Raw genomic sequence first — 25,562 nt, 5'->3', positions numbered from 1 at the left:
GTCTCTCGTCGCCAGAAGGCTGTTGCTTAAAAGTTGCAGAGCATTAGCTGGGCCGTGTTGTCACTGGCCTCAGTTTTAACTTAGGCCTTCTGGTTAAAAAATGATCTTCTGCTTTGGTGGTTGCTGATTACTACTCAGGGCGTAGAAAAACTACGCCTTTGGTACTGGTTTTCCGCTACTTTTCATACCACGTTGCGGATCGAAGCTGATAATTGCCAGCGTCAGGAAGGCAAGAGTGATTCCTGAAACCACCATCAGCGAGTGGCTGTCCAGTTCGCCATACAGGCTGAAACGTATGAGTTCCACCCCATAGGTGAACGGATTCAGCTGGCAGACGGTATGCAGCAGAATACCGGCCTCCTGCATCTTCCAGAGGGGATAGAGTGCAGAGGAGAGAAAGAACATCGGGAAGATGACAAAGTTCATCACGCCGGCAAAGTTCTCCAGTTGGCGGATAAAGGTTGAGATAAACAAACCGATCGCCCCCAGCATGACAGAAACCAGCAGTGCAGCAGGAAGAACCGCCAGATAGCCGATCAGTGGTGGATCAACATCCACCAGAAGGGCGATCAGCAGAAACACCATCACCTGAGGCAGTGAGACTAAGGCATTGGCGACTAACTTACTGATCAGCAGAAAGCTTCGTGGTGGCGGGCTGGTGAGCAGAACCTTCATGCTGCCCATCTCCCGGTCGTACACCATAGAGAGCGCGCTTTGCATAGCGTTAAACAGCAGGATCATGGCTACTAAGCCTGGTGCGATATAAACCTGATAGGTGATGTAAGTGCCGTAGGGCGGCATGATGGAAACACCCAGCACGGCACGAAAACCGGCGGCGAACACCACCAGCCAGAGCAGAGGGCGGATCAGAGCACTGAGGAAGCGGGTACGTTGTTGAACAAAACGCAGCAGTTCACGCTGGCTGATACCGACAAAGGTGCGCCAGTAGCGGCTGATACCACCCTGATGTTTTCGGATCTTAATCGGGGCATTCATAGCGCTGGCTCCGGGTTTTGTGATGGCGTTTTGCTGGTCTGACCCGCGGCCTTTTTACAGCCCTCGACGCGACCGTTTAACAGCCCGGCCAGTGAGGCATCCGGACTTTTTGCAAGAAGCGTTTTCTGTAGCCCTGCGCAAACCACTTCTCCCTGATGAAGAATAGTGACTGGATCTTCATCAGCGATCTCTTCCAGCAGATGGGTTGTCCAAAGTACCGTTAAACCTTCTTCGCAGCGCTGATGCAGGTATTCGGTGAGTTGGCGGCGAGTCTGAATATCAAGACCTGCTGTGGCTTCATCCAGCATCAGAAAGGCGGGGTTATGCAGCAGTGCCCTGGCGATCTCTACCCGACGCTTATGGCCGCCGTTGAGTTGGCGCACTGGTGTTTTCAATCGGTCAAGTAGTTCAAGACGTTCCAGTTCTTGATGGATCCGGTTTTTGGCCTCTTTGCGGCTCATGCCCTGAAGGGATGCATGGTAGTGCAGGTTCTGGCCGACCGTCAGATCCAGATCCAGCGTACTTTGCTGGAAAACGATCCCCAGATTGCAGAGGTAGTCCGGTGTCGCTTTATCAAGGGGATCGCCGTTAAACACCAGCTCCCCCTCCTGACGGCGAATCAGCCCTGCCAATAGATTAAACAGAGTCGATTTGCCTGCACCGTTAGCCCCCAGAAGCGCATTAAAGCGCCCCTGATAGAGCTTAAGGTCGATCTGATTAAGCGCCTGCCGCTGGCCATAACGATGGTTCAGTCCCTGAACCGAGAGTAGAACAGGAACTGAGTTCAGTACCTCATCGGAACTGACAGTGTTGGCGTCAGTATCGGTCATGTTCAGCGGCTTCATGGGCGACTCCTTAGCGTTCAGCCTGTAGCTGGTTCATCGCTTCTGTCGGCAGAATCGCAACACCCCAAGGGTAGCGGCCAACTTTGATGCTCTTGATCACTTTCAGTTTGTCAACATCGATCACGGAAACATCACCGCTGATACCGTTAGTGGTCAGCAGGCGTTTCTGATCCGGGCTGAATTCCATGTGCCATACACGACGACCCACCAGCAGATAATCGATCACTTCGTAGCTTTTGGCATCAACAACCGCAACATGGTTAGCAGGGCCTAAGGCAACAAAGGCGTAGCGACCATCGGCGCTCAGTTTTACACCCACGGGCTGAATGCGATCCGGGTGAATACCTGAGATTTCAAAACGCAGCTTTTTCAGGATTTCGCGGTTTTCGGTGTTGATCACCACCACGGAGCCGCCAATCTCGGAGGATGCCCACAGCAGGCTTCCATCTTTATTGAACTCCACATGACGAGGGCGCTGATCCACTAAAGTGTTGTCGTACAGCTCGTGGGTTTCGGTATCGATCCAGTGCAGCATGCTGGTGGTTTCAGAGGTGTTTACCGCAATTTTGCCGTTCGGGCTGACCGCCATGCCTTCCGGCTCGACACCTACATCGATCTGGGCGATGACATCGCGCTTTTCGGTGTCAACGATGGTTACGAGGGCATCATCTTCGTTGGCGATAAAGAGGTGACGGTTGTTGGGGGAGAGGGCGAACTGCTCCGGGTCATCACCGGATGGCAGGTTGGCGATAATCTGACCGGTGCGGGTATCCATAATCTGTACGGTGTCATCGTCGCTGGCGCAGATATAAAGCTTGGTGTAGTCCTTGCTGAACACGATACCCCGCGGGCGCTGACCCACATCGATGGTGTTTACTACTTCCAGTGTGTCCAGATTGATCACAGAGAGGGAGTTGTCTTTCTCGTTACTGATATAAGCCATATCAGCGGCAGCCGGGTTGGCCAGCGCGAGTGAACCCAGCATAAGAGCGGAAAGGCCTGCTTTGGCTGGCAGATTTCTCAGCTGCTTTAGCATTTTGTTGGTTGTTAGCATTTTCATAGTCGGTTACCTGTGTCCGTAAGGTGTTATTTTTTTCATCGTTTCAGCCTTCATGGGCTGGTTTCGGTCAGGGTTTTATTGTTATTTCAGCACTTCACTCTTTGGCGAAGCTGTTAAAGCGTGTTCTTCATTTCACACTGGCTTTCCTGGCGGTCAAAACCCAGGGTGTCCAGTTCGGTGACCGGGTGCAGATAACCAGCCTGCGGTGACTGGGATACCAGCGAACGGGGCTGAACCAGAGGGATTGGCTGGCGCAGTTGGCCGTTCCAGTCGCGATAGGTCAGCTTGTGGCCCTTAAAGGCCGCCAGATGGAATTTGTCGCTCAGAAGAAACTGTTGAATATGTGAGGCTTCATAGGCCTTCGGATCTTTCCGGTTCTGGGTCACCGCTTCAGCAACTGAGCGAACCGCAGCCCATGCGGCGTAGTCTTCACTCTGCATGTTGCGCTCCTGCTGCCTGATAAAACGGGATTGCAGCTGAGCCGCGCCCCATTGCTCCACAACGCGGTGCCAGGCAACCGGTGTCAGACCCTGAGTACCGGCCACCGGCCGTGGCAGCCAGGTGTTGTAAGGGACGTAATGACCAAAGTCGCCCTCTTCATCGGCCACCAGAACTACGTCGTAGTCTTCTGCCTGAGTAAACAGAGGCAGCTCTTTCTGAGCGGTGCGACGCAGGTCGGTATCAAAACTCCAGCTTTTCTCGTCAACGATCTTGCCGCCAAAGCGTTTGGCCGAGCGCTTCAGAGCGGCCAGATAAGCCTGATCACCTTCAGTCGGCCCTGCAATCAGAAACCATTGACTGAAACGGCGTCCCGCCAGCCACTGTGCCAGCGCATCGGTCAGCATGCTGCGGCTGGGGTAGGTATGGAAAGTGTTATTCAGACATTGGCTGGTACGCAGGGCATCATCCGGATTGGCCACGTTAAACAGCAGTGCGCCTTTCTCTTTGGCTTGTTTGTCCAGCTGAGCCATCAGAGCAGTTGGCACGTCTACCAGTACGACGGCATCTTTTTTGATAATGGATTCTGCTGCTTTTAACAGGGCATCGGCTTCATCAAAGCGCTGGCTGTTAAGGGTGTAGTGCTGACCCAGAAAGCGTCCTGTGGTGTTGCTGTCGGCAATCGCAAGCTCAGCACCGGCCTCTCCGAGATCTTTCGGCGGCGGCAGAATATTGGAAAGCACAGGGCGTGCTTCAGGCACAAGGCGTAGGTAATGAAGGGGGATTTCGGTCACTTTCTTTGCCGCAATAGCAGGCAGGCTGCTGGCGCTGAAAAGTGCGATTCCGACGGCAAAAGCCGCTTTGATAGGGCCTTTTTTTGCCGTTATCTTTTTGTTTTTATTGTCTTTTTTATGTCCTGCTCTGAGAGTCTGGACAGCAGCAAATATCCTTAGCATTTTTCCCTCCAGCTGTGACGCCGGTCAATGAATATAGCTGCAGATTAGGTCTGTGGTGGGCATTTATGAATGAGAACAAAGAAGGAACAATCTAGTTCTCAAGTACCATATTTTCAGTTTCGGTCACTTCCTAACATGAATGTCATATTCAGGAGGAAGCACCTATGACTCACATGAAAAGTATCGTACTGACTGCATTGATTGCTCTGCTGCCTGCAATGGCACAGGCAAAAGGAGATCTGACCCGCAAACCTACCGAGCTGCCAAAACTGGTACTGGGTACTCAGGAAAGCGGTTACGGCATGTCACAGACCGAGTATCAGCTTGAGACAGGCAAGGCCTACAGTCTTGAGATTGAATCCTCCGGTCTGAAGGAGTACGCACTGAAAGCTCCGGAGTTCTTCGCCTCTGTTTATCTGCGCAAAGTGGAAGTCGCAGATGTAGAGATCAAGGCCGTTTCTCTGGTCGAGCTGGAATTCGAACAGGCTGGCGAGATGGAACTGTACTTCGTACCGGTAAAACCGGGCAAGTTTAAGTTCTTCGCAGAAGGTCTGGAGCACAAAGGGATGCATGGGGTGTTTAACGTGCGCTGATTCAGGTTTGGGCGGCTTGTGTGTGCACTGCCCTGCACACAGAGGTCGCCTGTTTTATCCGCCTTGTTGATGTAAGCACAGCCTTTAAGAACCAATTTCACAAAAATAATCCCTTAAGCAGGCTTTAGAAATAGAACTGGAGAATAACAATGACTACTCACAACAGCCTAACCCCTTCACAAACACTGCTGACAGCTCGCAAACTTCTGGTAACCGCTGTACTGGGCGCTTCCGTAATGGCTTCTCAGGCCTGGGCCCATGGTGACGTAACGCCGCAGAAGGTTGATATCTCTGCACTGCCACCTCTGGGTGACGAGTGGGAAGAAACCAACCCATACACAGGCAACCAAGAAGCGATCAAGATTGGTGAATCTGCTTACGCGCAAAACTGTGCACGTTGCCACGGTCTGGATGGCATCTCCGGCGGTATCGCACCGGACCTGCGTAAACTGGAACCAGGCTACGATGGCGACGAGTGGTTCGTATATCGTGTTCGTAACGGTGCTGTTCGTAACGGCGTACCTTACATGCCAAAAATGGCGGACTACCTGAGTCAGGAAACTCTGTGGTCGATTCGTGCATGGTTAGAAACCAAGTACGATGCCAACCTGTAAGTGCTGACCTTTAACGGTTATTGCACGATGCAAACCCTTAATCGAACTCAGATAGAGATTTGATGATGAAGCGCCTGAACCTGTTAAGCGCTCTGTGTCTGGCACTTGTCCTGCTGGGACAGGTGCTGCCGGCTCAGGCGCGTTCGTATGATGATGTTATGGCATCCGGTTTTATCGAGATTGCCGTGTACAGAGATTTTGCTCCCTACTCCTGGAAGGATGAGTCCGGAAAAGAGCAGGGAATCGATGTGGATCTGGCTAAGCATATTGCTAAGAAGATGAAGCTGGATCTGAAACTTCGCTGGATGGTGCCGGATGAAACTCTGGACGATGATCTGCGTAATCATGTCTGGAAAGGCCACTATCTTGGCGGCGGTATCGCCGATGTGATGCTGCGTGTTCCCTACGATCGTGAATTTTCATATCAGACCGATGAGTTTGGTCATGTGAAAAACGATCTGGTGCACATGTTTGGCCCGTATCAGAAAGAACGCTGGCGCGTGGGTTATGACCCTGCTCAGATGGACTCCCTGGAAACCTTAGCAGTGCTGCGTTACTACCCGGTTGGGGTGGAAACCGACAGCCTGCCGGATATCTACCTGTTGTCGGCTTTTAACGGCCAGATGCGCAATCAGGTACGCCACTTCCTGAGTCTTTCGGAAGCGATGGAAGCGATGAAGCGCAAAGAGATCGCTGCCATGATGGGTATGCAAAGCCAGTTGCAGTGGTTGGCAGGCCAGAAAAAGCCCGCCATGGAGATTCCGGCAATTGCTCTGCCGGGGTTACATAAGCTGGACTGGGATATCGGTATGGCGGTGCATACCAACTATCGACAGTTTGCCTACGCACTGGCGGATGTGGTGGAGGCTGCAGCTAAAGACGGTACGCTGGAGAAAATCAGTCAGCGTTACGGTGTCAGCTATATGCTGCCGGATCTGTATCGCTCGGCGCAGTAGCTGTTCTTTGAGGTTCAACCAACTTCCGGGTCGGATTACCGGAATTGCGGCTTGTTTTCATAAATTTAGCCTGTTGTCTCCTGACGGGAGACAACAGGCATAACTGCATAAATAAACTGAAATAATCAAAAACTGAACACCCGAACACAAAAACAATAAGTCAGTACCGCTGACAGAGGAGGTGTTATGTCGATCTGCTTTACTGCCAAGGCGCGTAATCTGCTGCTGATGGCGTGTCTCTCATTCTTTGCTGTCTGCAAACCCTCTTTTGCAGCTGCTCAGCCTGCTGTTGATGAAGCGAATCCCCTGATGGATGTGATGTGGGATTACATGCGCGAGCAATTTATCCGTGATGAACCCTGGCAGTACAGCGCCAGGGTACAGATTATCCTGCCGGAATTTGCCGAAGACTCGACACAGGTGCCTGTGATGGTTCGTCATCAGATTGCTGATGCCCGCCGCCTGATTCTGTTTGCTGATCTGAACCCGATTCAGCATATCGCCACTTACGAAGTGGATGCTGGCAGTTTGCCGGATATCGGTTTGCAGTTCCGGGTGCAGCAGGCGACACCTGTGCATGCGCTGGTGCAGGATGCTTCTGGTCTTTGGCATGTGGGGCGCAATTATGTGGATGCCTCCGGTGGTGGTTGTACCGCGCCGAAAAAAGAAGCCGCCAGTGATGACTGGGCGAGTAATCTGGGCCAGATCGAAGGGCGTTTATTTACCCGCAACAGCCACCGCCTGAAGGTGCAGGTCTCGCACCCTATGGATACCGGTCTGGTGGAAGGGGTTCCGGCGTTCTGGCTGAATGAGATCACTCTGACCGACCAGAGTGCTACAGCCCTTGGTCGTTTGAACCTGTCCGCTCCCGTGAGTGCCAACCCTCGCCTGACCTTTAGCTTTGCCAAAGAGAGCGCACCGGAAAGTCTTGAAGGTTACCAGCTGCATCTGAGAGATAACGATGGCAACGATTTCACCTCACCTGTGTATCAGCTGAATGGCAAGGAGGTGATGTGATGAAGTCTATGCCGATTAAAAATCGTCTGCTGTCACAACTTCGCCTGACGCTTCGTTTCTGGTTGGAGCGTCTGCATTCCGGTGTTGTGCTGGTGGGAATCCTGTTTTTCTGGATGCTCTCCGGCGTCAGTTTTGCAGCGACGCCTTATGAGATCAAGCCGGTGAATATCGCTCCGGACACCTGGGTGGTCATGGGCAAGAATGAACCCTTTACCCCTGAAAACGGCGGTATGATCGCCAATATCGGCATCATTCTGACCGAGCAGGAAACTCTGGTTTTTGATACCGGGCCTTCCAGAGCTTTTGCCGAGGCGCTTTCGGTATGGATCAAAGAACAGGGTGGTGGGCCCATTCGCTATGTGCTCAACAGCCATGCCCATCCGGATCATTTTCTGGGCAATCAGGTGTTTCCACAGAACAGAACCTATAGTGCAGAGCCGACTCAGCGGATGATTGTCGAACAAGGGCCTGATCTGGCAGAAAACCTGTACCGGATGGTAGGCGCTGCAATGAAAGGTACCCGTTCTGTCGCTCCGGGTGTGGTGCTGAAAGAAGGTGTCAGCAAGATTGTTCTGGGTTCAGGTTCATCAGAACATCAGCTGGAAGTGCGTCTCTTAGACGGGCACTCCCATGGCGATCTGATCCTGCTGGATCGTACCACAGGTGTGCTTTTTGCCGGAGATCTGGTGTTCTACAACCGGGCACTGACAACCCCTCATGCGGTACTTAATGATTGGCTGGCAGCTCTTGATCAGTTAGAGGGCTTGTCCCATAGCCTTCTTGTTCCGGGACATGGGCCTGTGCATCAGAAAGGGGAAGGGATCAAACAGACCCGGGACTATCTCAAGTGGCTGGATAAAAGCTTTAAACAGGGGGCTGAAGAGGGTTGGTCGATGGCTGAGATGCTGAACTGGCCTCTGAATCCTGCCTTCAAATCTGTTGTTATGCAGCGTTATGAGTTCACCCGATCACTGAGTCACTGGTATCCCCAGTATGAAGAAAATGCATTAAAACAGTGATCAGCTTCTGTTTAATTTTTGTGCACCGGAAAAAATGTAGTCTATAGTCAGTTTAAGACTGAAGTTTTCCTTTCTACTCCTGAACAAGCAACGTGCTTGTTGTTCTTGGGTTCTCACCCTCTTGTTGGCCAGCTCCCCGCTGGCCTTTTTTTTATGCCGTCGGACTCGCTTCTGACGCCCGCTCCGGATCAGATGAGCACACCTGATTTCTGCCATTGGCTTTGGCCTGATAGAGGGCTTCGTCGGTGCGTTCCAGAACGGTATCAATGCTATCGTTTATTCGGCACAAACCAACGCCAAAGCTTGCAGTTACTTTGCCCACCTGCGGGAAGGACGCACTTTCGATGCGGGTGCGGATCGTCTCTGCCAGTTGGAGGCAGGCATCCTGCTGAGTATTCGGGCAGATAATCAGAAACTCTTCACCGCCCCAGCGGCCAATAATATCGGTCTCACGACAGGTGTTCTGCAGAATTTTGGCGAATTCCTGTAGCACCATATCCCCTGTGTTATGACCGTAGGTGTCGTTAACCTCTTTGAAGTGGTCGATATCCAGCATGATCACGGAAGTAACGGTTTCCGGTTTTTGCTGGTCAGTTGGATCTAGAGCTTCTGCCAGTGAACGCCATAATTTGTTTCGGTTAGACAGCTGGGTGAGGGCATCTGTCTCGGCGATTTTTTCCAGCAGTTTGTTCTTCTCGTGCAGTTCTTCAGTTCGCGCCTGAACTTCTTCTTCCAGCTCTTTGTGGTAGCGACTGGCAAGGGCTTTGGATTGCTTCAGCTGTTCTATCATGTGGGCGAAGTTTTTAAACAGGTTGCCCATTTCGCCGGAGTAGCGGGTTGGCAGTTTATGATCCAGATTATCGCCACTGATCGCTTTGGCGATACTGGAGATCTTATGAATCGGTACAAACAAGCGTGAGTAGTAGATAAAGCCGATAGCCGCGTACAGACAGGCCAGAATCATGGCGATAGCGATCTGCATCTGTCGGTTGATGGAGTCCAGTGTGCCGACGATCGAAGCATTGGGTACAGCGTTAATAATGGTCCAGCCGGTGGCAGGAATCTGTACCGCGCTGACCTGATAAAGCTCATTATCACTGGCAGGATCAATATTCAGTTCAAAGGAGAGGTCTTGATTATTAGCCAGTCGGTGCATCACGCTATCTGACAGGCGGTTCAGTTCGACAAAGGAGGAGTTCACAAAGTCCGGGTTTTCCAGCTTGAGTTCGTTCAGGCGTTCCGGAGCGATGTAATAGAGTACGCCCTTGTAGCTGTCCTTGTTCCGGTTCTCGATCTCATCGTTGTAGCGTTGTTGATTAGTAGAGATCGCTTTGCCGTACTGGGAGGTAACGATAATGGTGGCGTTATCGTACAGCTCGATATCTTTCAAAAAGCTGTCTAACAGCTGCTGCACTTTAATATCGTGAGAGGTCACACCCTTGAGTTGATCATTCTGATCATAGAAAGGGTAGGAGACGGTTACCATCTGACCTTGTCCCCCCAGGTCACTGTAGGGTTCTTCCCAACCGTAGCTTCGGTTTTCAAAGTCTGCGGCCAGATACCAGTGCTTACTGGTTGGCTTGGTTGAGGCTGATGAGTATTCAAGGCTGACACTGGGGTAGATATGCACCAGATCATCTTCGGTGCTGATATAAACCCAGGAGTAGCGATAGTTGTTGTACACCCCCTGAATCAGATATTTAACAGCATCTGCTGCGGCGATCTGGCGGGCGACATCCTGATCAAAGGTGGTATTCCGGTCGACAAAGCTGGTCAGGGTCTCAGACTGAAAAGGGGTCTCCGCTCTGTTTTGACCATCGTGAAAGAAACCCCAGCTGGTTTCTGTCTGATGCATACGCTTGCGCCAAAGCTGGTCATCAAATTGCTCCGGCAGATTGTTATAAGCCTGCATGTAGGCATCGGAGATGATTTTGGTACTCAGGGCGACCTTGTTCAGCTCCTTATCGACCTGCTGAGCCACGGAGCGGGTCATGGCTTCCATATCAGTCAGGGCCTGTGACTTGGTTTGACCGGTGAGAACGGAAAAGACAAAACTGACCAACAGAAAGATGGCAGCGGCTTCGGCGAGGACAATACCCAGAAAGATCTGCTTGGTGTTAAAGCGGTATAAAAAACTCATAACGTCGGTATCCCTTCCTGCTGCGCCATTCATGATAGGTGCCGGGGTGATCTGTCATTCGATTACGTTTACATGAAGTAACAGATTATATCCGCATTCTGCCACATTAGATGCGGATAATAATCTCAATTCTGACACTAAATTTGCCGGATAGGTTTCCTGCTTAGCGGGATTGCGGTCTGTCTAATACCTTGGTGTTGTTGGTGTACTACCTGTGACGTAAGGTCTACACCTAAAGTGGGTGAAAACAGCACTTTTCACCCCGAAACGTACAACCAAAACTGGTCTGTGGTTGTATTGTTGGTGACTGTCCCCTGCATTGAAATGAGAGAGCCGAACAATTTAATAACAAAGGCGCTCACAGGAGACAGTTCATGATAACAAAAGCTTTGGGCAAGAAGTCGCTTCTGGCGACGGCATTGGTTTCTGCCATGATGGCAGGTACTGCATCCGCTAAGGTAACGGACACCGATATTGCTAACGACCAGATGACCACTAATGACGTGGTAACCAATGGTCTGGGCCATCGTGGCCAACGTTTCTCACCACTGGATAAGCTGGATACGGACACGGTTAAAGACCTGCGTCCTGTTTGGTCGTTCTCTTTTGGTGGCGAGAAGCAGCGTGGTCAGGAATCTCAGCCGCTGGTTAAAGATGGTGTGATGTTCGTAACCGGCTCTTATTCCCGTCTGTTTGCGATTGACGCAAAAACCGGTGATGAGCTTTGGCAGTATGATGCCCGTCTGCCGGACGGCATTATGCCTTGCTGTGACGTAATTAACCGTGGTGCTGCGTTGTACGAAGATCTGGTGATCTTTGCGACACTGGACGCCAAGCTGGTTGCTCTGGATCAGAAAACCGGTAAGGTTCGCTGGAAGAAAAAAGTTGCCGACTACAAAGCGGGTTACTCTATCTCCGCTGCGCCTCTGGTTGTTGACGGTAAGCTGATTACCGGTGTATCCGGTGGTGAGTTTGGTGTCGTTGGTAAGGTTGATGCTTACGATGCGAAAACCGGTAAGCTGCTGTGGACCCGTCCGACTGTAGAAGGTCACATGGGTTATGTATTTGAGAACGGTAAGAAGGTTGAAAACGGTATCACCGGTGGTGAAGCGGGTAAAACCTGGCCGGGTGATCTGTGGAAATCCGGTGGTGCAGCGACCTGGTTAGGCGGCACCTACGATGCAGAAACCAACCTGCTGTTCTTCGGTACCGGTAACCCTGCGCCTTGGAACTCTCACCTGCGTCCGGGCGACAACCTGTACTCTTCTTCCCGTCTGGCGATCGAGCCTGACACCGGTAAGATCGTATGGCACTTCCAGACCACGCCACACGATGGCTGGGATTACGATGGTGTGAACGAGCTGATCTCTTTCAACTATCAGGAAAATGGCAAAACTGTTAAAGCAGCTGCAACCGCTGACCGTAACGGTTTCTTCTACGTTCTGAACCGTGAAAACGGTGACTTTATCCGTGGTTTCCCATTTGTAGACAAGATCACCTGGGCTGAAGGTCTGGATGAGAAAGGTCGTCCAATCTTTGCTGACAACGGTCGTCCGGGTGACCCACGTAAGAGTGCTGACGGTAAGAAAGGTCAGCCGGTAGTAGCGGCTCCTTCCTTCCTGGGTGGTAAAAACTGGATGCCTATGGCGTACAGCCAGGACACAGAGCTGTTCTACGTACCGTCTAACGAATGGGAAATGGATATCTGGAACGAGCCGACTTCTTATAAGAAGGGCGCTGCGTATCTGGGTGCGGGCTTCACCATTAAGCCGCTGCACGATGATTACATCGGTGTTCTGCGCGCAATCGATCCGAAAACCGGTGAAGAGAAGTGGCGCTACAAGAACTACGCTCCTCTATGGGGTGGTGTTCTGACGACCAAAGGCAACCTGGTATTCATGGGTAACCCAGAAGGTTATCTGATGGCGTTTGACGCGAAAACCGGTGAAATGAAGTACAAGTTCAACACGGGCTCCGGCATCGTTGGCTCTCCAATCACCTGGGAACAGGATGGTGAGCAGTACGTATCTGTCGTATCCGGTTGGGGTGGTGCTGTTCCTCTGTGGGGTGGTGAAGTAGCTAAGCGTGTTAAGCACCTGAACCAGGGTGGTTCCGTTTGGACCTTTAAACTGCCTAAAGAAGACGAGAAGAGCGGTGGTCTGTTCGGTTTCCTGAACTAAGCCCTGCTGACTCGCTGCAGGCAGGTGTTCGCCCTTAGCACCGTTTCCCCGGTTTCTAAGCACCTGCTCTGCAGATAAAAAAAGACCGGCTGTAGTTAACGTGCAGCCGGTCTTTTAGCTTCAGAATATTGATAACTCAGTATCTGGCGGGACTAGTTGATTTTGCGAGGATCGGTTTCCTGAACAATCGCCTTATCCAGCTGTGCTTTATGGAAGGAAGCCAGTGCCGGGTAATCTTTCAGATCAAACAGTTCGCGGAACTGAATCCAGTCCAGCAGGGTAAACAGGCAGATCGCAGGGTATTGCCACTGGCTGAAGTCTCCGTCTTTGGTGGCCTGTTCCAGTACCGGCATCGTGCGGGCGATACGTTCCTTCTGCAGGTTCAGAATCAGGCGGTCATCGGAGGTATCGATACCGGAGCGATGGCTCATCAGCAGAATAATGAAGGATTCCTGCAAGCAGTCGATCAGGGACATCAGGTTTTCATCTTCCCAGCTGAGCTGTTCTTTCTTCAGTTTCTGGTTCAGGTAGCGCTGAATAATTCTGGAGTCATAAACGGAGTGCTCTTCATCGACCAGCATGGGTACTTTCATCGCCGGGGTATAAGTTTCCAGCTCGGCACGGCCTGCTTCACTGTAGATATCCAGTGGCAGAAATTCGTAGTGGTGACCTTCCAGCCAGAGACGTAAACGGCGTACATAAGGAGAGGGAAGTGAGCCTACCAGTTTCATCGGGATTAACTCCTGAAAGTGGGGGTGCGCTGAGACGTGAAAATGCACCATGGAATAAAAGGTTTTTGTTTTTAAAAGCCTTAAAAATCTTACGGTTACAGGTTTTATTGCTGCTTGTAGACCGCGTATTCAGTGTTCGGCAAAAAGCACTGTAGTCCTGTTTGCCTGCGGTGGCAAATAGTCGTGGACCCAAAAAATTAGTACCAAAGGATTATTTTTTAGCCTCTAAAGTGCCATGTCTGGGTTTGCAGTGATCAACCATGATGTAGTCACACAGGGTCAGAACAGACTGTCTGAGGCTCAGCCTGAAGCGGTTTTCCCGACCTGAGTTAATTCATATTGGATATGCCCTAAAGGGCGCTTTTCTTGCCGAAGGCGACCTTTAAAGACAACAACAAACAGAGGCGATATAAGATGATCTACGCACAACCTGGAACAGAAGGCGCAGTTGTAAACTTCAAAGAGCGTTACGGTAACTTTATCGGTGGTAAGTGGGTTGAGCCAGCTAAAGGCCAGTACTTCACGAACACTTCTCCGGTAAACGGTAAGGCGATCTGCGAAATTCCACGTTCTACTGCTGAAGATATCGAGCTGGCACTGGACGCTGCGCACGCTGCTAAAGATGCCTGGGGCAAAACTTCAGTAACCGAGCGTTCTAACCTGCTGCTGAAAATTGCTGATCGTATTGAAGCGAACCTGGAAAAAATCGCTGTTGCTGAAACTTATGACAACGGTAAAGCGGTTCGTGAAACTCTGGCTGCTGACGTGCCTCTGGCTGTTGACCACTTCCGCTACTTCGCAGGCTGCATCCGTGCACAGGAAGGTTCTATCGGTGAAGTAGACCAGAACACTGTGGCGTACCACTTCCACGAGCCTCTGGGTGTTGTTGGTCAGATTATCCCTTGGAACTTCCCACTGCTGATGGCGGCATGGAAAATTGCTCCTGCTCTGGCTGCTGGTAACTGTATCGTTCTGAAACCAGCTGAGCAGACTCCTGCTTCTATCCTGGTTCTGCTGGAAACCATCGAAGATCTGCTGCCTGCAGGTGTTCTGAACGTTGTTAACGGTTTCGGTGCAGAAGCGGGTCAGGCTCTGGCTACTTCTAAGCGTATCGCTAAGATCGCCTTCACCGGTTCTACTCCTGTTGGTTCTCACATTCTGAAATGTGCTGCTGAGAACATCATCCCGTCTACTGTTGAGCTGGGTGGTAAGTCTCCTAACATCTACTTCAAAGATGTTATGGATCAGGAAGATGAATTCGTAAGCAAGTGTGTTGAAGGTACCGTTCTGGCGTTCTTCAACCAGGGTGAAGTATGTACTTGTCCTTCCCGTCTGCTGGTTCAGGAAGACATCTACGAAGAATTCATCGGTAAAGTGATCGAGCGTATCGGTCAGATCAAGCGTGGTAACCCGCTGGATACCGAAGTAATGGTTGGTGCACAGGCTTCTCAGGAGCAGTTCGATAAGATTCTGGGCTACCTGGATATCGGTCGCGCCGAAGGTGCTGAAGTGCTGATCGGTGGTGACAAAGAAGCGCTGAGTGATGAGATGGGTGGTTACTACATCCAGCCGACACTGCTGAAAGGCACCAACGACATGCGCGTATTCCAGGAAGAGATCTTCGGTCCTGTAGTATCCGTAACCACCTTTAAAGACGAAGCGGAAGCACTGGCTATCGCTAACGACTCTGAGTTCGGTCTGGGTGCTGGTGTTTGGACCCGCGACATGAACCTGTCTTACCGCATGGGTCGTGGTATCGAAGCCGGTCGTGTATGGACCAACTGCTACCACCAGTACCCTGCACACGCTGCATTCGGTGGCTACAAGAAGTCTGGTGTAGGTCGTGAGACTCACAAGATGATGCTTGATCATTACCAGCAGACCAAGAACATGCTGGTTAGCTACGACATCAATCCTCTGGGCTTCTTCTAAGTCCCGGGATGCCTCTTGCCGGAGGCGTTCACCTGACGGTGAAGCCTCTGGCAAACCTGCTACGTTACGCTTCACGGCGTACTTGATCTTCCAGAAGAGAAGCGGTGAATCTTTCGTTGTTGGCTCTGTTATCGAAAGACTCACCCGGCAGGGTTCCTTGTTCCTCGGAACCCTTCTGAAGCTTTGTCGTCATCTTCCGGGATCCTTGCCCCGCCACAGTCGGGGCTTTTTTGTGCCTGCCGTTTCTTCGCTTTTTTCCCTTGAATCAATGCTGGTAGTGGCTGATCTGCTGCTGAAGTTTCTCCGCCATCTGATCCAGATGCTGATTAACCGCCCTGGACGCAGAAGCCTTTTCGGTGACCGCATGTGCCCTCTGCAGAATATCCTGCACGCCCTGATCGACACTGGTAACGGCCTGTTGCTGCTCCCGGCTGATCTCAGCGATAGACTGGTTTACCCTGGTCAGTTGGTGCAGTTCATCGGTGATGATCTGTATCGAGTCTTCTGCAGTTTTCGATAGCGCGACACCGGCATTTACCTGATCTCTGTTTTGCTCCAGCGAGCGAATGGCATCCTGCGAGTGTCGCTGCAGGTTGTTGACCATCTGCTGGATCTCATCGGTTGAGTCGCTGGTGCGTTGGGCAAGGCTTCGTACCTCATCGGCAACAACCGCAAAGCCCCGACCCTGTTCGCCTGCTCTGGCAGCTTCAATGGCGGCATTCAATGCCAGTAGGTTTGTTTGTTCGGCGATTCCCTGAATCACCTCCAGAACCGACTGAATCGAGGTACTGTGCTGAATCAGGCTCTGCACACTTTGCTCAACGTCACTAAAGCCGTCAGATAGTTCGCTGATGGTTTTGGCGGTTTGCTGAACGTCCTGTTGCCCTGAAACAGCTCGGTTTGCCAGCTGATCGACCCGCTCCAGCCCCTGATCCGTTGTCAGCAGAATAGAGTCGGCACTGGCTCCTAGTTCCGTTGCCGTAGAGGCTAGGGTTTCACTCAGTTGCTTCTGTTCGTCACTTTGCTGGTGTGTGGTCTGGCTGGTTTCAAGACCTTTTCGGGCGGTTGCTTTCAGCTCATTCGCCAGATAATCAACATCATCCACGGTGGTCTTAAACTGGGTCAGCAGCTGTTGAGTTGCTTCTGCCATGCTGCGAATCTCATCCCGACCTTCTAAGGTCAGAGAGCGGGTCAGATCGCTTTCCTGTCCTATTGTGGTGAGCTCGTGCTGCAGTTGGTTGAGTGGTCGGGTGATGGATCGGATCACAGCGACAGCCACCAGAATCGATAAGGGTACAGTGAACAACAGAATCAGCAGAGTGGAGCGGAAGATGCTGTCGATACTCTGGCTGCTCTGAGAGCTATAAGCGGCTACTCGTGCGCTGGCGTTCAGGGTTTGTTCAACCGCATGCTGTACCTGCTGATTACTCGCCTTCAGACGTTTCTGGAAAAGGCCGGTCAGTTCCATCAGTTGTTGATTCATGGCTTCAACAATCAGATGAGCTTCACTGATCTCAGAGGCTGCCAGATTGCTTTTGCCCTGCAGGTAGAACTGATTAGCGCTTTCCATATATTCCCGATAGCCACTGAGGTTGCTCAGCATGGGGCGGATAAGTTCACCGGCATCCGGATCCATCGCCAGATTAGCCAGCTTGTTTTCCAGAGCATCAGCGGATTCAGCTGCTTTATTCAGGGAGTTGTAGTACTGGGTCAGGCTGCCATCAAAATACCAGAACAGCATATCCGAATAGGTCTTCTGAATGCTTTGGGCCTGTTGCAGCTGAAGCTGGGTTTCTGCCTGAAGATCGATCAGTTCTGCTTCCTGTTCGATCCAGCGGTTTTGCTCTGAAACCTGCTCCTGCTGGTTTTTGCTGAAATGGGCAATCTTATTCAGCTGAAACAGAATCAGCAGGAGCACAGATAGCTTTACCAGCACCAGAAAGGTGGCCAGAGACATAATACGGGTGGTTACTTTTATTGATCGCAAAGAACCTGTCATGGGGTTTACCTTTTCGCTTTTATTCTTATTCATCGGGCAATTTAGACTTAGGTCGTAAAAAGCAAAAGATAATGTGCAAAAAGGCTATTTTGTTCTTTTTGTTCATGGGGTTAGAGGCAGGGGGTGGCTATAGGTATTTCCTATCCTTCAGATCGAAACTGACAATTTCACCCATAGCAGGTCGCTGTCTATAGTGATCACAGTAGGCGGTGAGGAGCTGATCACTAAGCATAGAGCTCATCTAACTGTCGGTGATCTATCTGTTAGTTCAGCGTCCGTTTTTATCGGGCGGGGAGAAGTGTTATGTCAGATCTGATTAAGAAAGTTCAGACTCAGAAAGCCAAACCAGATCAGGTTTCAGATCAGAGAAACCTTGAGTGTAACTACAAGGATAATTACTACGGGGATAAAACCTGCGTGCCTTGCGGTAAGTAATCAGCTTTAGTTTATGAGATCAAAAAATGCCTCCTGCCGGTGCAGGAGGCATTTTTTTGCCTGCTTTTCGCCGGATAAGCGGCAAGGTATGATGTCATCCCTTTGATAAAAGCGAGGAAAGCCTGATGTCTCTGGAAACGGCACCGGATCATATCAAGCTGGCAGTGGACCTGATTGAACTCCTGGAAACCAATCAAATCGATAACCGTATTGCTGAGCAGGCGCTGGAGATCGTTCTGAAGGATGTCAGAGCGAAAATAGCGGCGGAAGCTCAGTCAGATTCTGAGTAAATCTGACCAAGTGTTACAAGGATGCCGGTTCGGTACTAACCTTGCATTTTGCAGGGCACAATCCACTCCGATACCGGATTACAAGGATCTTCTTTTGAGAAGCAAGGTTATTTCATGCCAGTAAAATCCCCGCTCGATCAGCTGCTTTATTTTTTATTGGGCAATAAATTATCCCCTTATCAATATACCCATCATGCCGTACTTCTGGTGGGTGGTTTCGGCTATCTGGCCTGCAGCGTCTTCAACTACATCTTTGAAACGGCAGATATCATTCTCTCCTACGCCCAGCTGGCTTTATTCGTACTGATCATGGGGATCTGGTATCGCTCCCGGTTTCATAATCAGTACCGGCGAATGGCGCTGATTTTTATGTTTCTTCTGGTTTTGGTCGCTTTACCCATTAATTGGGTCTATAACGCCGGGCTTGCGGGTCCGACCTATTTTCTGAACCTCTGTACACTGGCTTATATCAGCGTGGCATTCCGGGACTTTGGTGTTTACCGCAAACTGGGGATCAGTCTTGCCGTGGTAATACCCCTGATACTGATGTGGCTCGACCTAACCCATCCTGAGCTGATTTTTAGTTATCCGGATGAACTGACCCGGGCGCTGGATCTGAGTTTTAGCTTTGTGGTGACCGCGGGCTTGTTGCTGATGATGATGGGCAGTTATTCACGTCGTTACCGGTTGGAGCGGGACAAGGCCGAGCATCTGGCGGACCAGCTCCGAATCCTCTCCGAGCAGGACCCGCTAACGGGTTTGCATAACCGCCGGGCGATGGATCGCTATCTGGATTCTCTGAAGGGGCGCGGGGCTGTTTTCTCTCTGGCGATTCTCGATCTGGATCACTTTAAAAAACTCAATGATCGTTTTGGCCACAGTTACGGTGATGAGGTACTTTGTTTCTACTCCAAAGAGCTGAACCGGGTGGCTTTGAACAATAAAGGTCTGGCGGTTCGTTTAGGCGGTGAAGAGTTTGTTCTTTTATTGCCTATGTCTGAAGAGCAGGCTGTTGATCAGATTCAGGGTCTGGCAGACGCGCTCTGCGAGAACACTTTAGAACATGGTGCAGTAACCTTTAGTGCTGGTGTTGTTGAACGTCATGAAGGGGAAAGCCGGGATCTGCTGATGCAAAGAGCCGACCACCTGCTGTATGCCGCAAAGGATGCGGGGCGCAACCGGATTTTTTCTCAGAAGCAACAGTACGCTGAAACGGAAAAGATGGCGGTTTAACCGGTTATTGCCCGTTTTTTCAGCCTTGCTGTTACCACTTTCACCCAATGGGGAAGCCCGGTCAGATTTGTTACCCTCTTTGCGGTAATCGAATTTATCCGCAAAGAGGGCAGGGTTTGATCTCTCGTTTACCGAAATGGGTGGAAGCCGGTGCTTTTCTGCTGGCGCTGATTGCGGGCTGTGTTAACGCGGTCGGCTTGCTGGGCTTTAAGCACCAGGCGGTTTCCCACGTCTCCGGCACGGCAACGCTTCTTGGAACCCAATGGGTCGATTCTCCGCTGGATTCGCTGCACCTTCTGGGGGTGGTCGTAAGCTTTCTTGTTGGAGCGGCCATCTCCGGTCTTATGCTGAACAGTAATTCTCTGAAACTCGGGCGTCACTACGATTCTCTGCTGCTGATAGAAGCCTTATTACTGGTAGCTACCCTTTGGTCTCTCAATGAAGGTTTGCTTTATGGGCATTATCTCGCTTCGGCGGCCTGTGGTGTTCAGAATGCGCTGGCAACCACGTACAGCGGTGCTGTAGTTCGTACGACTCACATGACCGGCATCGTAACGGATCTGGGAATTATGCTGGGGCAAAGTTTGAAGGGGCGAGGTTTTGACCGACGCAAGGCTTTGCTGTTTTCTCTGCTGATTGCAGGTTTTGTCCTGGGTGGTACTGCAGGCGGCGCGTTGTTCGAGCGCTATCAGTTTTTTGCTTTGCTGTTACCGATCGGTTTTTGTTTGTTATTAGCGCTGGTTTACCGGCTTTATCGCCTGAAGCGCCTGCGGGATGTAAGACGCCAGAAGCGGGGTTAATCGCTTCTGACATCATTCGTTAACTATCCGATTTTATCGGCCTGGTTAAGCTTTACTGGCGACGACATAAGCCAGCACTTCAACCACCTGCTGAGGCGTTTTTGCCCAGCCCATTGCCGCGGCATCCACTTCTTTCAGTGGGTGAATAATGCTTTCATCATGCAGGGTGATATAAGGCTTGCCCAGTGCCGCCAGGTAACCGGCATCAAAAGCAGCATTCCACTGTTTGTATTTGTCACCGAAACGAACCACGGCGATATCGCATTTTTCAATCAGGTTTTTGGTGCGGATCGCGTTTACTTTGGATGACTGGTGATCACGCCAGAAGCTGTCATTCTGTTCGCCCAGTACATCACCGGCGGCATCGCTGGCTTCGTGATTCGTGCAGGCGGAAGTAAAGGTGATTGGCAGGCCGCGCTCACGGGCACCGGCTTCAATCTGATCACGCCAGTCGGTGTGGATCTCGCCAGAAAGATAAACATTCCAGTTCATGCTTGTTTCGCTCCTTAGGGTTTTCTGAATTATTTGCCGCGGAAGGGGGTGTAGAAGGCTTTAATCTCCAGTAGATCTTTCTCGTAATTTCCGGAGGTCTGAAACAGTGGACCTACACCGCCCCGTTTGTTGGGGTAGTCAATAAAGCCGAGCACCAGAGGAATACCTGCGCCATGGGCGATATGATAAAAACCGCTTTTCCATTCGGCGACGTCTTTACGGGTGCCTTCCGGAGCGATGATCACCAGTAGTTTCTCCTCGGCCTGAAAGCGCTGCACCATGGCATCCACCAGATTAGTTGATCGGCTGCGTTCTACCGGAATACCGCCCAGCCAGCGCATGATGCCGCCAAAGGGAAATTTGAAGATCGAGGTCTTACCCATCCAGTAGATTGGCAAGCGAAGTTTGAACGCCAGCATCAGGGCATAGGGCAGGTCCCAGTTGGTGGTATGGGGTGCGGCCACAAACATCGCTTTATCCGGAATGGTTCTGGAATCACCCTCGATTTTCCACCCGGTCAGCTTCAGCGTAATCACTGAGAACCAGTAGAAGATATGACGGATAACGGGGGTGGTGAATATCGTTTTGTGCATAGGGCTATGAGAATCCGGTTAAAGGTATCACTTGCTGAGTATAGACGGGCGCTATTATAGCCACTTACCCTACAGATATAAGTGCAGATACAGATATATGTTCAGCTTAGGGTGGGCGAATCAGGGCTGTTAAGCCAACAGGTATAGAGCGCTGATTACGACTAAAGTTCAGGTTTTGGTTGATTTTTACCTTCTCAGGCAGGATGGTATGACATGGAGTTTGGTCAGAAACTAGATAAGGACACCAGCGGCTTGGCCGTTTAGCGTTTCTGTTGATGACATGGGACTGAATCACCTGATTTCGCAGGGTTTAGTCCCATATCATTAGTAAGGAAAAAACCATGGAACAGATAGTCATCATAGGAGGCGGAGCCGGTGGGCTTGAACTGGCCACCCAATTAGGACGTCGTTTTGGCCGCAAAGGCAAAGCGAACATTACCCTGGTTGATAAAAACCGGACTCATATCTGGAAACCCCTGCTACACGAAGTAGCGACAGGATCTCTCGACACCAGTACGGATGGTGTGGTTTATCACGCCCATGCCGCTAAACACGGCTATACCTTCCAGCTGGGTGAATTCTGCGATCTTGATACCGAAGCCAAAACCATCACCTTAGCGCCTTCTTTCGACAGTGAAGGGGATCAGGTGCTGCCGGAACGAAAGCTTTCCTACGACAAGCTGGTGCTGGCGATTGGTAGTGTCAGTAATGACTTTGGCACGCCGGGTGTGGCAGAGCACTGCTATTTTCTTGACTCCCACGCTCAGGCTGAGCGCTTCCACCACGGCCTTATCAATAACTTCCTGCGTATTAACCAGAAGGCTTCTGCCGATAATCTGGATATTGCCATTGTTGGTGGCGGGGCAACCGGTGTAGAGCTTTCGGCGGAGCTTTATCACGTTGCGGATCTGCTGAAATCCTATGGCCTGCCGCAGATGACGGCGCAGCAGCTGAAGATCAGTCTGATTGAAGCAGGGCCTCGAATTCTGCCGGCACTGCCGGAGCGTATCTCTCTGTCAGCCCGTAAAGAACTGGTTCGTCTGGGGGTTAATGTTCGTGAATCGGTTCGTGTTGCTTCAGCCACAGAAGAAGGCTTTGTGACCGCGGAAGATGAAGTGATCAGGGCGGATATGATGATCTGGGCGGCAGGTGTGAAAGCACCGGATTTCGTCAACCGTCTGGGTGTTTTTGATACCAACCGCAACAACCAGATTCTGGTGCAACCAACCCTTCAGGCCAAAGGTTTTGATGATATCTGGGTGATTGGCGATTGTTGTGCCTGTGAACAGCCGGATGGTTCCTGGGTACCGCCACGGGCGCAATCAGCGCATCAGATGGCGGAGTGCGTGCTGGCTAACCTTATTGCTCTGACCAAGGGGGATCCACAGAAGCCTTATGTTTATAAAGACCATGGTTCTCTGGTAAACCTGAGTCGTTACAGCACAGTGGGAAGCCTGATGGGTAATCTGACCGGTAACAGCATGTTTATCGAGGGACGAATTGCACGCTTTGTTTATATCTCCCTCTATCGCATGCACCAGATCGCCATTCATGGCTGGCCAAAAGCGATGTTGGTGATTCTGGCAGAGAAGCTGGGCAAGGTGGTTCGACCTAAGATGAAACTGCACTGATTTACTCTTCAAATTTTTAGCGTAGAAACGAAAATGCCGGACCTTATGTCCGGCATTTTTTTATCCAAAGCTTTGGAATAGGTTCTGGTTTTGTAACGGAACAGCACACCATTGACTTCCGTTAGGACTGCCGGTGTCTGTGAAACTTTGTTGCATAAAAACACTGTTGGCTCGCGTTTGCTTCTGTCACTATGATTTTCAATGTTCAGATCTGAGATGGCGTTGAGTATCAGGGATAGGCGGAAGTGAAAATGCGAATAAGCACTTTGCTGGTATTGATGACAGTGGCGGTTTCTTCCTTTGTTCAGGCTGAGGGTCTAACCAAGGGCGTGACGCTGGATGCCAAGGGTGATCAGCTATGTCAGAGAATTCAGAGCTGTGCCTGGCAACATCTGGATGCCGATAACCTGCCGGAGGAAAGCCAGCAAGCACTGAAACAAAGCTTGGGAAGCGTCTGCAGCTCGATCAAAGGTGACTTGCCGCCCGTACGTGACCTGCATATAGAGCGTCGGGCAGAGGCCTGCATCGACAGCATGCTGTCTCAAAGTTGTGATCAGCTGGTAGCCGGCTCAGCCCCGACTCAACCCTGCCAGCAGTTGGCTGAAGAGTTAGCCAAACGCTGATCAGAGCGCCTTAACAGCGCTCTTTTCAGTACAAATCTTTATAACTTCCGGCTCAGAAGTGATAACGCAGACTTACTTGGGTTAAGTCTGCCTCTTCGGTTCCATCATAGCTGTCGCTGTTATCAACGGACATGTGACGGCTGGCAGCTTTCAACACCAGTTGTTCTGAGAAGCTCATCTCGCCACCCAGCGTCAGCACCTGTATATCGCTGCTATTGGTATTGGTGTCAGTACCTTCTGCTTTAAATTGATCTGCAGCGGCAAAGAGTTTTACTGCCCCTATACCTGTTTCGGCTTTCAATTTGAAACCTGAAAGCTCCTCTTTCTCTTCATAGCGGGTCGTATTGATGTAATAAGGGCTGATGGACTCGCCGCCAACCAGACTTGCCGTCAGGCTCATTAATGGCGAGAAGTGGTAACGCCCGCCAACTTCCAGCATATTCAGCTCCTTTTCCTTGCGATCAAAGTAAGCCATTGATCCATCATTGTAGGGTTCATCCCAACGTAATGTAGAAGCATGGAACTGGGTAAAGAGATCCAGAGTAGGTATGAGGTTGAAATCCAGTCGTGCTACCAGCTGATCGATCTCGTAACCCGACTCAGGTTGCTGATTGATATCACCGACAGCCAGATCTTCTGTGAATGCGGACTCAGCAAGATGATGTCTGAATTTGGCAGATAGAGTGACTCGTTCGCCAAATTCAACTTGAGCCCCCATCCGTATCGAAATGAGATTAATATCCTGATCTTCGTCGGCGTAACGTTTGCCGATCATTCCGCCAATGTAGAGGTCGGTATTATCGAAAGGCAGATAGTGCATGCTGCCTTCGATATCGAGGTTCAGGTAGGTTGCTTCCGGGTTGCTGGTGGTGCCGTCTGCCTTATTCGCCTTCCGGCCAACCAGAGGCAGTGTTGAAGTGCTGATTTCGGAATCGTTCAGATCAACATTGTAATAGCGGCTGGCCTGACTGATTCCTGTAGAAGCTGAGCTCTTAAAATAGATCGGCCAGGGTTTATCCTCTTCTTCCGGTTCGTTTTTACCGGGAATCGGCTCTTCGTAGGTTTCTGCTTCAAAGACTGGCGGAGTATTCTCTTCCGCTTCTTCAACAGGAACAAATACGGGAGCGACAGCTGCACTGGTGGTATAGGCAATTTCCCGGGGCTTAACGGTCTGTTCCGCAACGTCGGTTTTCAGGACTGCTTCACCGGATTTCACCTTCAGGTAACTACCGGCTTCGGTGGCTTTGCCGGTCTGCGCTGTGTATTGGGCTGCATCCTGTTCTGAGAGGTAGTAGATCTCAAGGTCGGTACCGCGAATACCAATGGTGGCCACCGGGGTTTTCAATGCAAAGTTGCGCTTATTGGTTTGCCCGATGGCACCGGTAATTGAGCGCAGGCCCCCGCGTAACAGGGTAGCGGTTACTTTATCAGTCTCTTTTTGCTGGTAGACGTAATCATTGATTTCGACCTTACTGTCCGGGCGTACGGCAAAATAACCGCCATCAATCATATCCAGCTGTAAGCTACTGGCTGTGCCGGTAGTGATCACGTCACCCTGATAAACTTTGCCGCCTTTAACCGTTCTGCGGTACAGACCATCCGGTGAAATCAGCTCAACCTTGCCGTGTACAAAAAGCACTGTACCGACGGCCTTGTCCCGGGTCAGGCGGCCATCGATGGGAACCAGACTGTTCGGACGAACGCGGAAGGTGCTGCCATCCTGAACTTTAAGCGCTGCTTTACCATCATTGCCCGTACGTACCGCTTCCCCCTCAATCAGAGATTGGCCTAATTGAGCTGGCTGGCTTTTGTTTTTTGAATCAATGACTTGTACGTCACCGCTGGTGCTGTAGATGGTGGCGATGGGTTGCTCTTCCGCCTGTACCTGTAACGAGGTCAGTAAAAGAATACTAAAGGCGATTAGCCATAAAGAGCCGATGACGGCATTGGGCAGGCGTGGTGTATTTCGGTCAAATATCATTAACAGCG

Annotated in this window: 24 protein-coding genes; 13 read left to right on the top strand and 11 right to left on the bottom strand. The window is 51.0% G+C overall.

Features of this window, described 5'->3' with window-relative positions; all coding sequences use genetic code 11:
• Positions 1–150 precede the first annotated feature (150 nt).
• The 4 genes from BV405_RS07370 to BV405_RS07355 form a co-directional block, all read right to left on the bottom strand.
• Positions 151–996 (bottom strand): ABC transporter permease, encoded by an 846-nt coding sequence (locus BV405_RS07370; protein ID WP_086480236.1) that lies wholly within the window; start codon positions 994–996, stop codon positions 151–153.
• Positions 993–1,841 (bottom strand): ATP-binding cassette domain-containing protein, encoded by an 849-nt coding sequence (locus BV405_RS07365; protein ID WP_245832272.1) that lies wholly within the window; start codon positions 1,839–1,841, stop codon positions 993–995. The genes BV405_RS07370 and BV405_RS07365 overlap by 4 nt, the downstream gene beginning before the upstream one ends.
• A 10-nt stretch (positions 1,842–1,851) precedes the next feature.
• Positions 1,852–2,901, bottom strand: a complete 1,050-nt coding sequence (locus BV405_RS07360; protein ID WP_245832271.1) for a YVTN family beta-propeller repeat protein — start codon at positions 2,899–2,901, stop codon at positions 1,852–1,854.
• Positions 2,902–3,014: 113 nt separating this feature from the next.
• Complete coding sequence (locus tag BV405_RS07355) at positions 3,015–4,295, bottom strand: ABC transporter substrate-binding protein (RefSeq protein ID WP_086480235.1); 1,281 nt, start codon at positions 4,293–4,295, stop codon at positions 3,015–3,017.
• A 164-nt stretch (positions 4,296–4,459) separates the two neighbouring features.
• Between BV405_RS07355 and BV405_RS07350 the strand changes: the two genes are divergently transcribed.
• From BV405_RS07350 to BV405_RS07330, 5 genes are all read left to right on the top strand, one after another.
• Positions 4,460–4,888, top strand: coding sequence for a cupredoxin domain-containing protein (locus tag BV405_RS07350; protein ID WP_086480234.1), 429 nt, complete (start codon positions 4,460–4,462; stop codon positions 4,886–4,888).
• 149 nt (positions 4,889–5,037) lie between these two features.
• Entirely contained in the window at positions 5,038–5,502 is a 465-nt protein-coding gene (gene pedF / locus BV405_RS07345; protein WP_086480233.1) for a cytochrome c-550 PedF, read from the top strand.
• 62 nt (positions 5,503–5,564) lie between these two features.
• Entirely contained in the window at positions 5,565–6,458 is an 894-nt protein-coding gene (locus tag BV405_RS07340) for a substrate-binding periplasmic protein (protein WP_245832270.1), read from the top strand.
• A gap of 186 nt (positions 6,459–6,644) precedes the next feature.
• Complete coding sequence (locus tag BV405_RS07335; protein ID WP_086480232.1) at positions 6,645–7,475, top strand: quinoprotein dehydrogenase-associated SoxYZ-like carrier; 831 nt, start codon at positions 6,645–6,647, stop codon at positions 7,473–7,475.
• On the top strand, positions 7,475–8,494 hold the full coding sequence (locus tag BV405_RS07330) for a quinoprotein relay system zinc metallohydrolase 1 (RefSeq protein ID WP_086480231.1): 1,020 nt from the start codon (positions 7,475–7,477) through the stop codon (positions 8,492–8,494). The genes BV405_RS07335 and BV405_RS07330 overlap by 1 nt, the downstream gene beginning before the upstream one ends.
• Positions 8,495–8,645: 151 nt before the next feature.
• On the opposite strand, the gene BV405_RS07325 is transcribed toward BV405_RS07330, so the two are convergent.
• The gene (locus tag BV405_RS07325) at positions 8,646–10,634 is read right to left on the bottom strand and encodes a diguanylate cyclase (protein ID WP_176330079.1); all 1,989 of its coding nucleotides are present in this window, start codon (positions 10,632–10,634) and stop codon (positions 8,646–8,648) included.
• 374 nt (positions 10,635–11,008) lie between these two features.
• On the opposite strand from BV405_RS07325, the gene BV405_RS07320 reads away from it, so the two are divergent.
• Positions 11,009–12,814 (top strand): PQQ-dependent methanol/ethanol family dehydrogenase, encoded by a 1,806-nt coding sequence (locus BV405_RS07320; RefSeq protein WP_086480229.1) that lies wholly within the window; start codon positions 11,009–11,011, stop codon positions 12,812–12,814.
• A gap of 152 nt (positions 12,815–12,966) precedes the next feature.
• Here the strand turns inward: BV405_RS07320 and BV405_RS07315 are convergent, their stop codons facing one another.
• Complete coding sequence (locus tag BV405_RS07315) at positions 12,967–13,545, bottom strand: glutathione S-transferase family protein (RefSeq protein WP_176330078.1); 579 nt, start codon at positions 13,543–13,545, stop codon at positions 12,967–12,969.
• Between the two features lie 414 nt (positions 13,546–13,959).
• Here BV405_RS07315 and exaC point away from each other — a divergent pair, with 414 nt between their 5' ends.
• Positions 13,960–15,477, top strand: coding sequence for an acetaldehyde dehydrogenase ExaC (gene exaC, locus BV405_RS07310; RefSeq protein WP_086480227.1), 1,518 nt, complete (start codon positions 13,960–13,962; stop codon positions 15,475–15,477).
• A 64-nt stretch (positions 15,478–15,541) separates the two neighbouring features.
• On the opposite strand, the gene BV405_RS17985 is transcribed toward exaC, so the two are convergent.
• Positions 15,542–15,670, bottom strand: coding sequence for a hypothetical protein (locus BV405_RS17985; protein WP_281251649.1), 129 nt, complete (start codon positions 15,668–15,670; stop codon positions 15,542–15,544).
• Positions 15,671–15,742: 72 nt separating this feature from the next.
• Positions 15,743–17,476, bottom strand: coding sequence for a methyl-accepting chemotaxis protein (locus BV405_RS07305; RefSeq protein WP_086480226.1), 1,734 nt, complete (start codon positions 17,474–17,476; stop codon positions 15,743–15,745).
• 303 nt (positions 17,477–17,779) lie between these two features.
• Here BV405_RS07305 and BV405_RS17980 point away from each other — a divergent pair, with 303 nt between their 5' ends.
• The 4 genes from BV405_RS17980 to BV405_RS07290 all read left to right on the top strand — a co-directional run bounded on the left by BV405_RS17980 (position 17,780) and on the right by BV405_RS07290 (position 20,234).
• Entirely contained in the window at positions 17,780–17,911 is a 132-nt protein-coding gene (locus tag BV405_RS17980; RefSeq protein ID WP_281251648.1) for a hypothetical protein, read from the top strand.
• Positions 17,912–18,036: 125 nt separating this feature from the next.
• The gene (locus BV405_RS07300) at positions 18,037–18,201 is read left to right on the top strand and encodes a DUF2496 domain-containing protein (protein ID WP_086480225.1); all 165 of its coding nucleotides are present in this window, start codon (positions 18,037–18,039) and stop codon (positions 18,199–18,201) included.
• Positions 18,202–18,315: 114 nt separating this feature from the next.
• A complete protein-coding gene (locus tag BV405_RS07295) occupies positions 18,316–19,434 on the top strand; it encodes a GGDEF domain-containing protein (protein WP_086480224.1) in 1,119 nt (372 codons plus the stop codon).
• Between the two features lie 116 nt (positions 19,435–19,550).
• Entirely contained in the window at positions 19,551–20,234 is a 684-nt protein-coding gene (locus BV405_RS07290) for a YoaK family protein (protein WP_086480223.1), read from the top strand.
• Between the two features lie 45 nt (positions 20,235–20,279).
• On the opposite strand, the gene BV405_RS07285 is transcribed toward BV405_RS07290, so the two are convergent.
• Both BV405_RS07285 and BV405_RS07280 read right to left on the bottom strand, forming a co-directional pair.
• Positions 20,280–20,726, bottom strand: coding sequence for a YtoQ family protein (locus BV405_RS07285; RefSeq protein WP_086480222.1), 447 nt, complete (start codon positions 20,724–20,726; stop codon positions 20,280–20,282).
• A 29-nt stretch (positions 20,727–20,755) separates the two neighbouring features.
• A complete protein-coding gene (locus BV405_RS07280) occupies positions 20,756–21,319 on the bottom strand; it encodes a lysophospholipid acyltransferase family protein (RefSeq protein ID WP_086480221.1) in 564 nt (187 codons plus the stop codon).
• Between the two features lie 341 nt (positions 21,320–21,660).
• Here BV405_RS07280 and BV405_RS07275 point away from each other — a divergent pair, with 341 nt between their 5' ends.
• Complete coding sequence (locus tag BV405_RS07275) at positions 21,661–22,950, top strand: NAD(P)/FAD-dependent oxidoreductase (RefSeq protein WP_086480220.1); 1,290 nt, start codon at positions 21,661–21,663, stop codon at positions 22,948–22,950.
• A gap of 251 nt (positions 22,951–23,201) precedes the next feature.
• Positions 23,202–23,573: a hypothetical protein gene (locus BV405_RS07270; protein WP_140054512.1), complete on the top strand. Its 372-nt coding sequence runs from the start codon at positions 23,202–23,204 to the stop codon at positions 23,571–23,573.
• Positions 23,574–23,625: 52 nt separating this feature from the next.
• On the opposite strand, the gene BV405_RS07265 is transcribed toward BV405_RS07270, so the two are convergent.
• Positions 23,626–25,554: a FecR domain-containing protein gene (locus BV405_RS07265; protein WP_086480218.1), complete on the bottom strand. Its 1,929-nt coding sequence runs from the start codon at positions 25,552–25,554 to the stop codon at positions 23,626–23,628.
• Positions 25,555–25,562: the final 8 nt, after the last annotated feature.

The organism is Oceanospirillum sanctuarii (genome assembly GCF_002150805.1).
Lineage (GTDB): Bacteria > Pseudomonadota > Gammaproteobacteria > Pseudomonadales > Halomonadaceae > Oceanospirillum > Oceanospirillum sanctuarii.
This window is presented reverse-complemented; position numbering and strand designations above follow the sequence as displayed.

What these genes read in the sequence shown, in the direction of transcription:
- exaC (WP_086480227.1), top strand. Translation starts at nt 13,960, where the DNA reads ATGATCTACGCACAACCTGGAACAGAAGGCGCAGTTGTAAACTTCAAA.
- BV405_RS17985 (WP_281251649.1), bottom strand. Translation starts at nt 15,670, where the DNA reads ATGACGACAAAGCTTCAGAAGGGTTCCGAGGAACAAGGAACCCTGCCG.
- BV405_RS07355 (WP_086480235.1), bottom strand. Translation starts at nt 4,295, where the DNA reads ATGCTAAGGATATTTGCTGCTGTCCAGACTCTCAGAGCAGGACATAAA.
- BV405_RS07365 (WP_245832272.1), bottom strand. Translation starts at nt 1,841, where the DNA reads ATGAAGCCGCTGAACATGACCGATACTGACGCCAACACTGTCAGTTCC.
- BV405_RS07295 (WP_086480224.1), top strand. Translation starts at nt 18,316, where the DNA reads ATGCCAGTAAAATCCCCGCTCGATCAGCTGCTTTATTTTTTATTGGGC.
- BV405_RS07330 (WP_086480231.1), top strand. Translation starts at nt 7,475, where the DNA reads ATGAAGTCTATGCCGATTAAAAATCGTCTGCTGTCACAACTTCGCCTG.
- BV405_RS07335 (WP_086480232.1), top strand. Translation starts at nt 6,645, where the DNA reads ATGTCGATCTGCTTTACTGCCAAGGCGCGTAATCTGCTGCTGATGGCG.
- BV405_RS07320 (WP_086480229.1), top strand. Translation starts at nt 11,009, where the DNA reads ATGATAACAAAAGCTTTGGGCAAGAAGTCGCTTCTGGCGACGGCATTG.
- BV405_RS07360 (WP_245832271.1), bottom strand. Translation starts at nt 2,901, where the DNA reads ATGAAAATGCTAACAACCAACAAAATGCTAAAGCAGCTGAGAAATCTG.
- BV405_RS07315 (WP_176330078.1), bottom strand. Translation starts at nt 13,545, where the DNA reads ATGAAACTGGTAGGCTCACTTCCCTCTCCTTATGTACGCCGTTTACGT.
- BV405_RS07285 (WP_086480222.1), bottom strand. Translation starts at nt 20,726, where the DNA reads ATGAACTGGAATGTTTATCTTTCTGGCGAGATCCACACCGACTGGCGT.
- BV405_RS07265 (WP_086480218.1), bottom strand. Translation starts at nt 25,554, where the DNA reads ATGATATTTGACCGAAATACACCACGCCTGCCCAATGCCGTCATCGGC.
- BV405_RS07350 (WP_086480234.1), top strand. Translation starts at nt 4,460, where the DNA reads ATGACTCACATGAAAAGTATCGTACTGACTGCATTGATTGCTCTGCTG.
- BV405_RS07370 (WP_086480236.1), bottom strand. Translation starts at nt 996, where the DNA reads ATGAATGCCCCGATTAAGATCCGAAAACATCAGGGTGGTATCAGCCGC.
- pedF (WP_086480233.1), top strand. Translation starts at nt 5,038, where the DNA reads ATGACTACTCACAACAGCCTAACCCCTTCACAAACACTGCTGACAGCT.
- BV405_RS07300 (WP_086480225.1), top strand. Translation starts at nt 18,037, where the DNA reads ATGTCTCTGGAAACGGCACCGGATCATATCAAGCTGGCAGTGGACCTG.
- BV405_RS07270 (WP_140054512.1), top strand. Translation starts at nt 23,202, where the DNA reads ATGCGAATAAGCACTTTGCTGGTATTGATGACAGTGGCGGTTTCTTCC.
- BV405_RS07280 (WP_086480221.1), bottom strand. Translation starts at nt 21,319, where the DNA reads ATGCACAAAACGATATTCACCACCCCCGTTATCCGTCATATCTTCTAC.
- BV405_RS17980 (WP_281251648.1), top strand. Translation starts at nt 17,780, where the DNA reads ATGTCAGATCTGATTAAGAAAGTTCAGACTCAGAAAGCCAAACCAGAT.
- BV405_RS07305 (WP_086480226.1), bottom strand. Translation starts at nt 17,476, where the DNA reads ATGACAGGTTCTTTGCGATCAATAAAAGTAACCACCCGTATTATGTCT.
- BV405_RS07325 (WP_176330079.1), bottom strand. Translation starts at nt 10,634, where the DNA reads ATGAGTTTTTTATACCGCTTTAACACCAAGCAGATCTTTCTGGGTATT.
- BV405_RS07340 (WP_245832270.1), top strand. Translation starts at nt 5,565, where the DNA reads ATGATGAAGCGCCTGAACCTGTTAAGCGCTCTGTGTCTGGCACTTGTC.
- BV405_RS07275 (WP_086480220.1), top strand. Translation starts at nt 21,661, where the DNA reads ATGGAACAGATAGTCATCATAGGAGGCGGAGCCGGTGGGCTTGAACTG.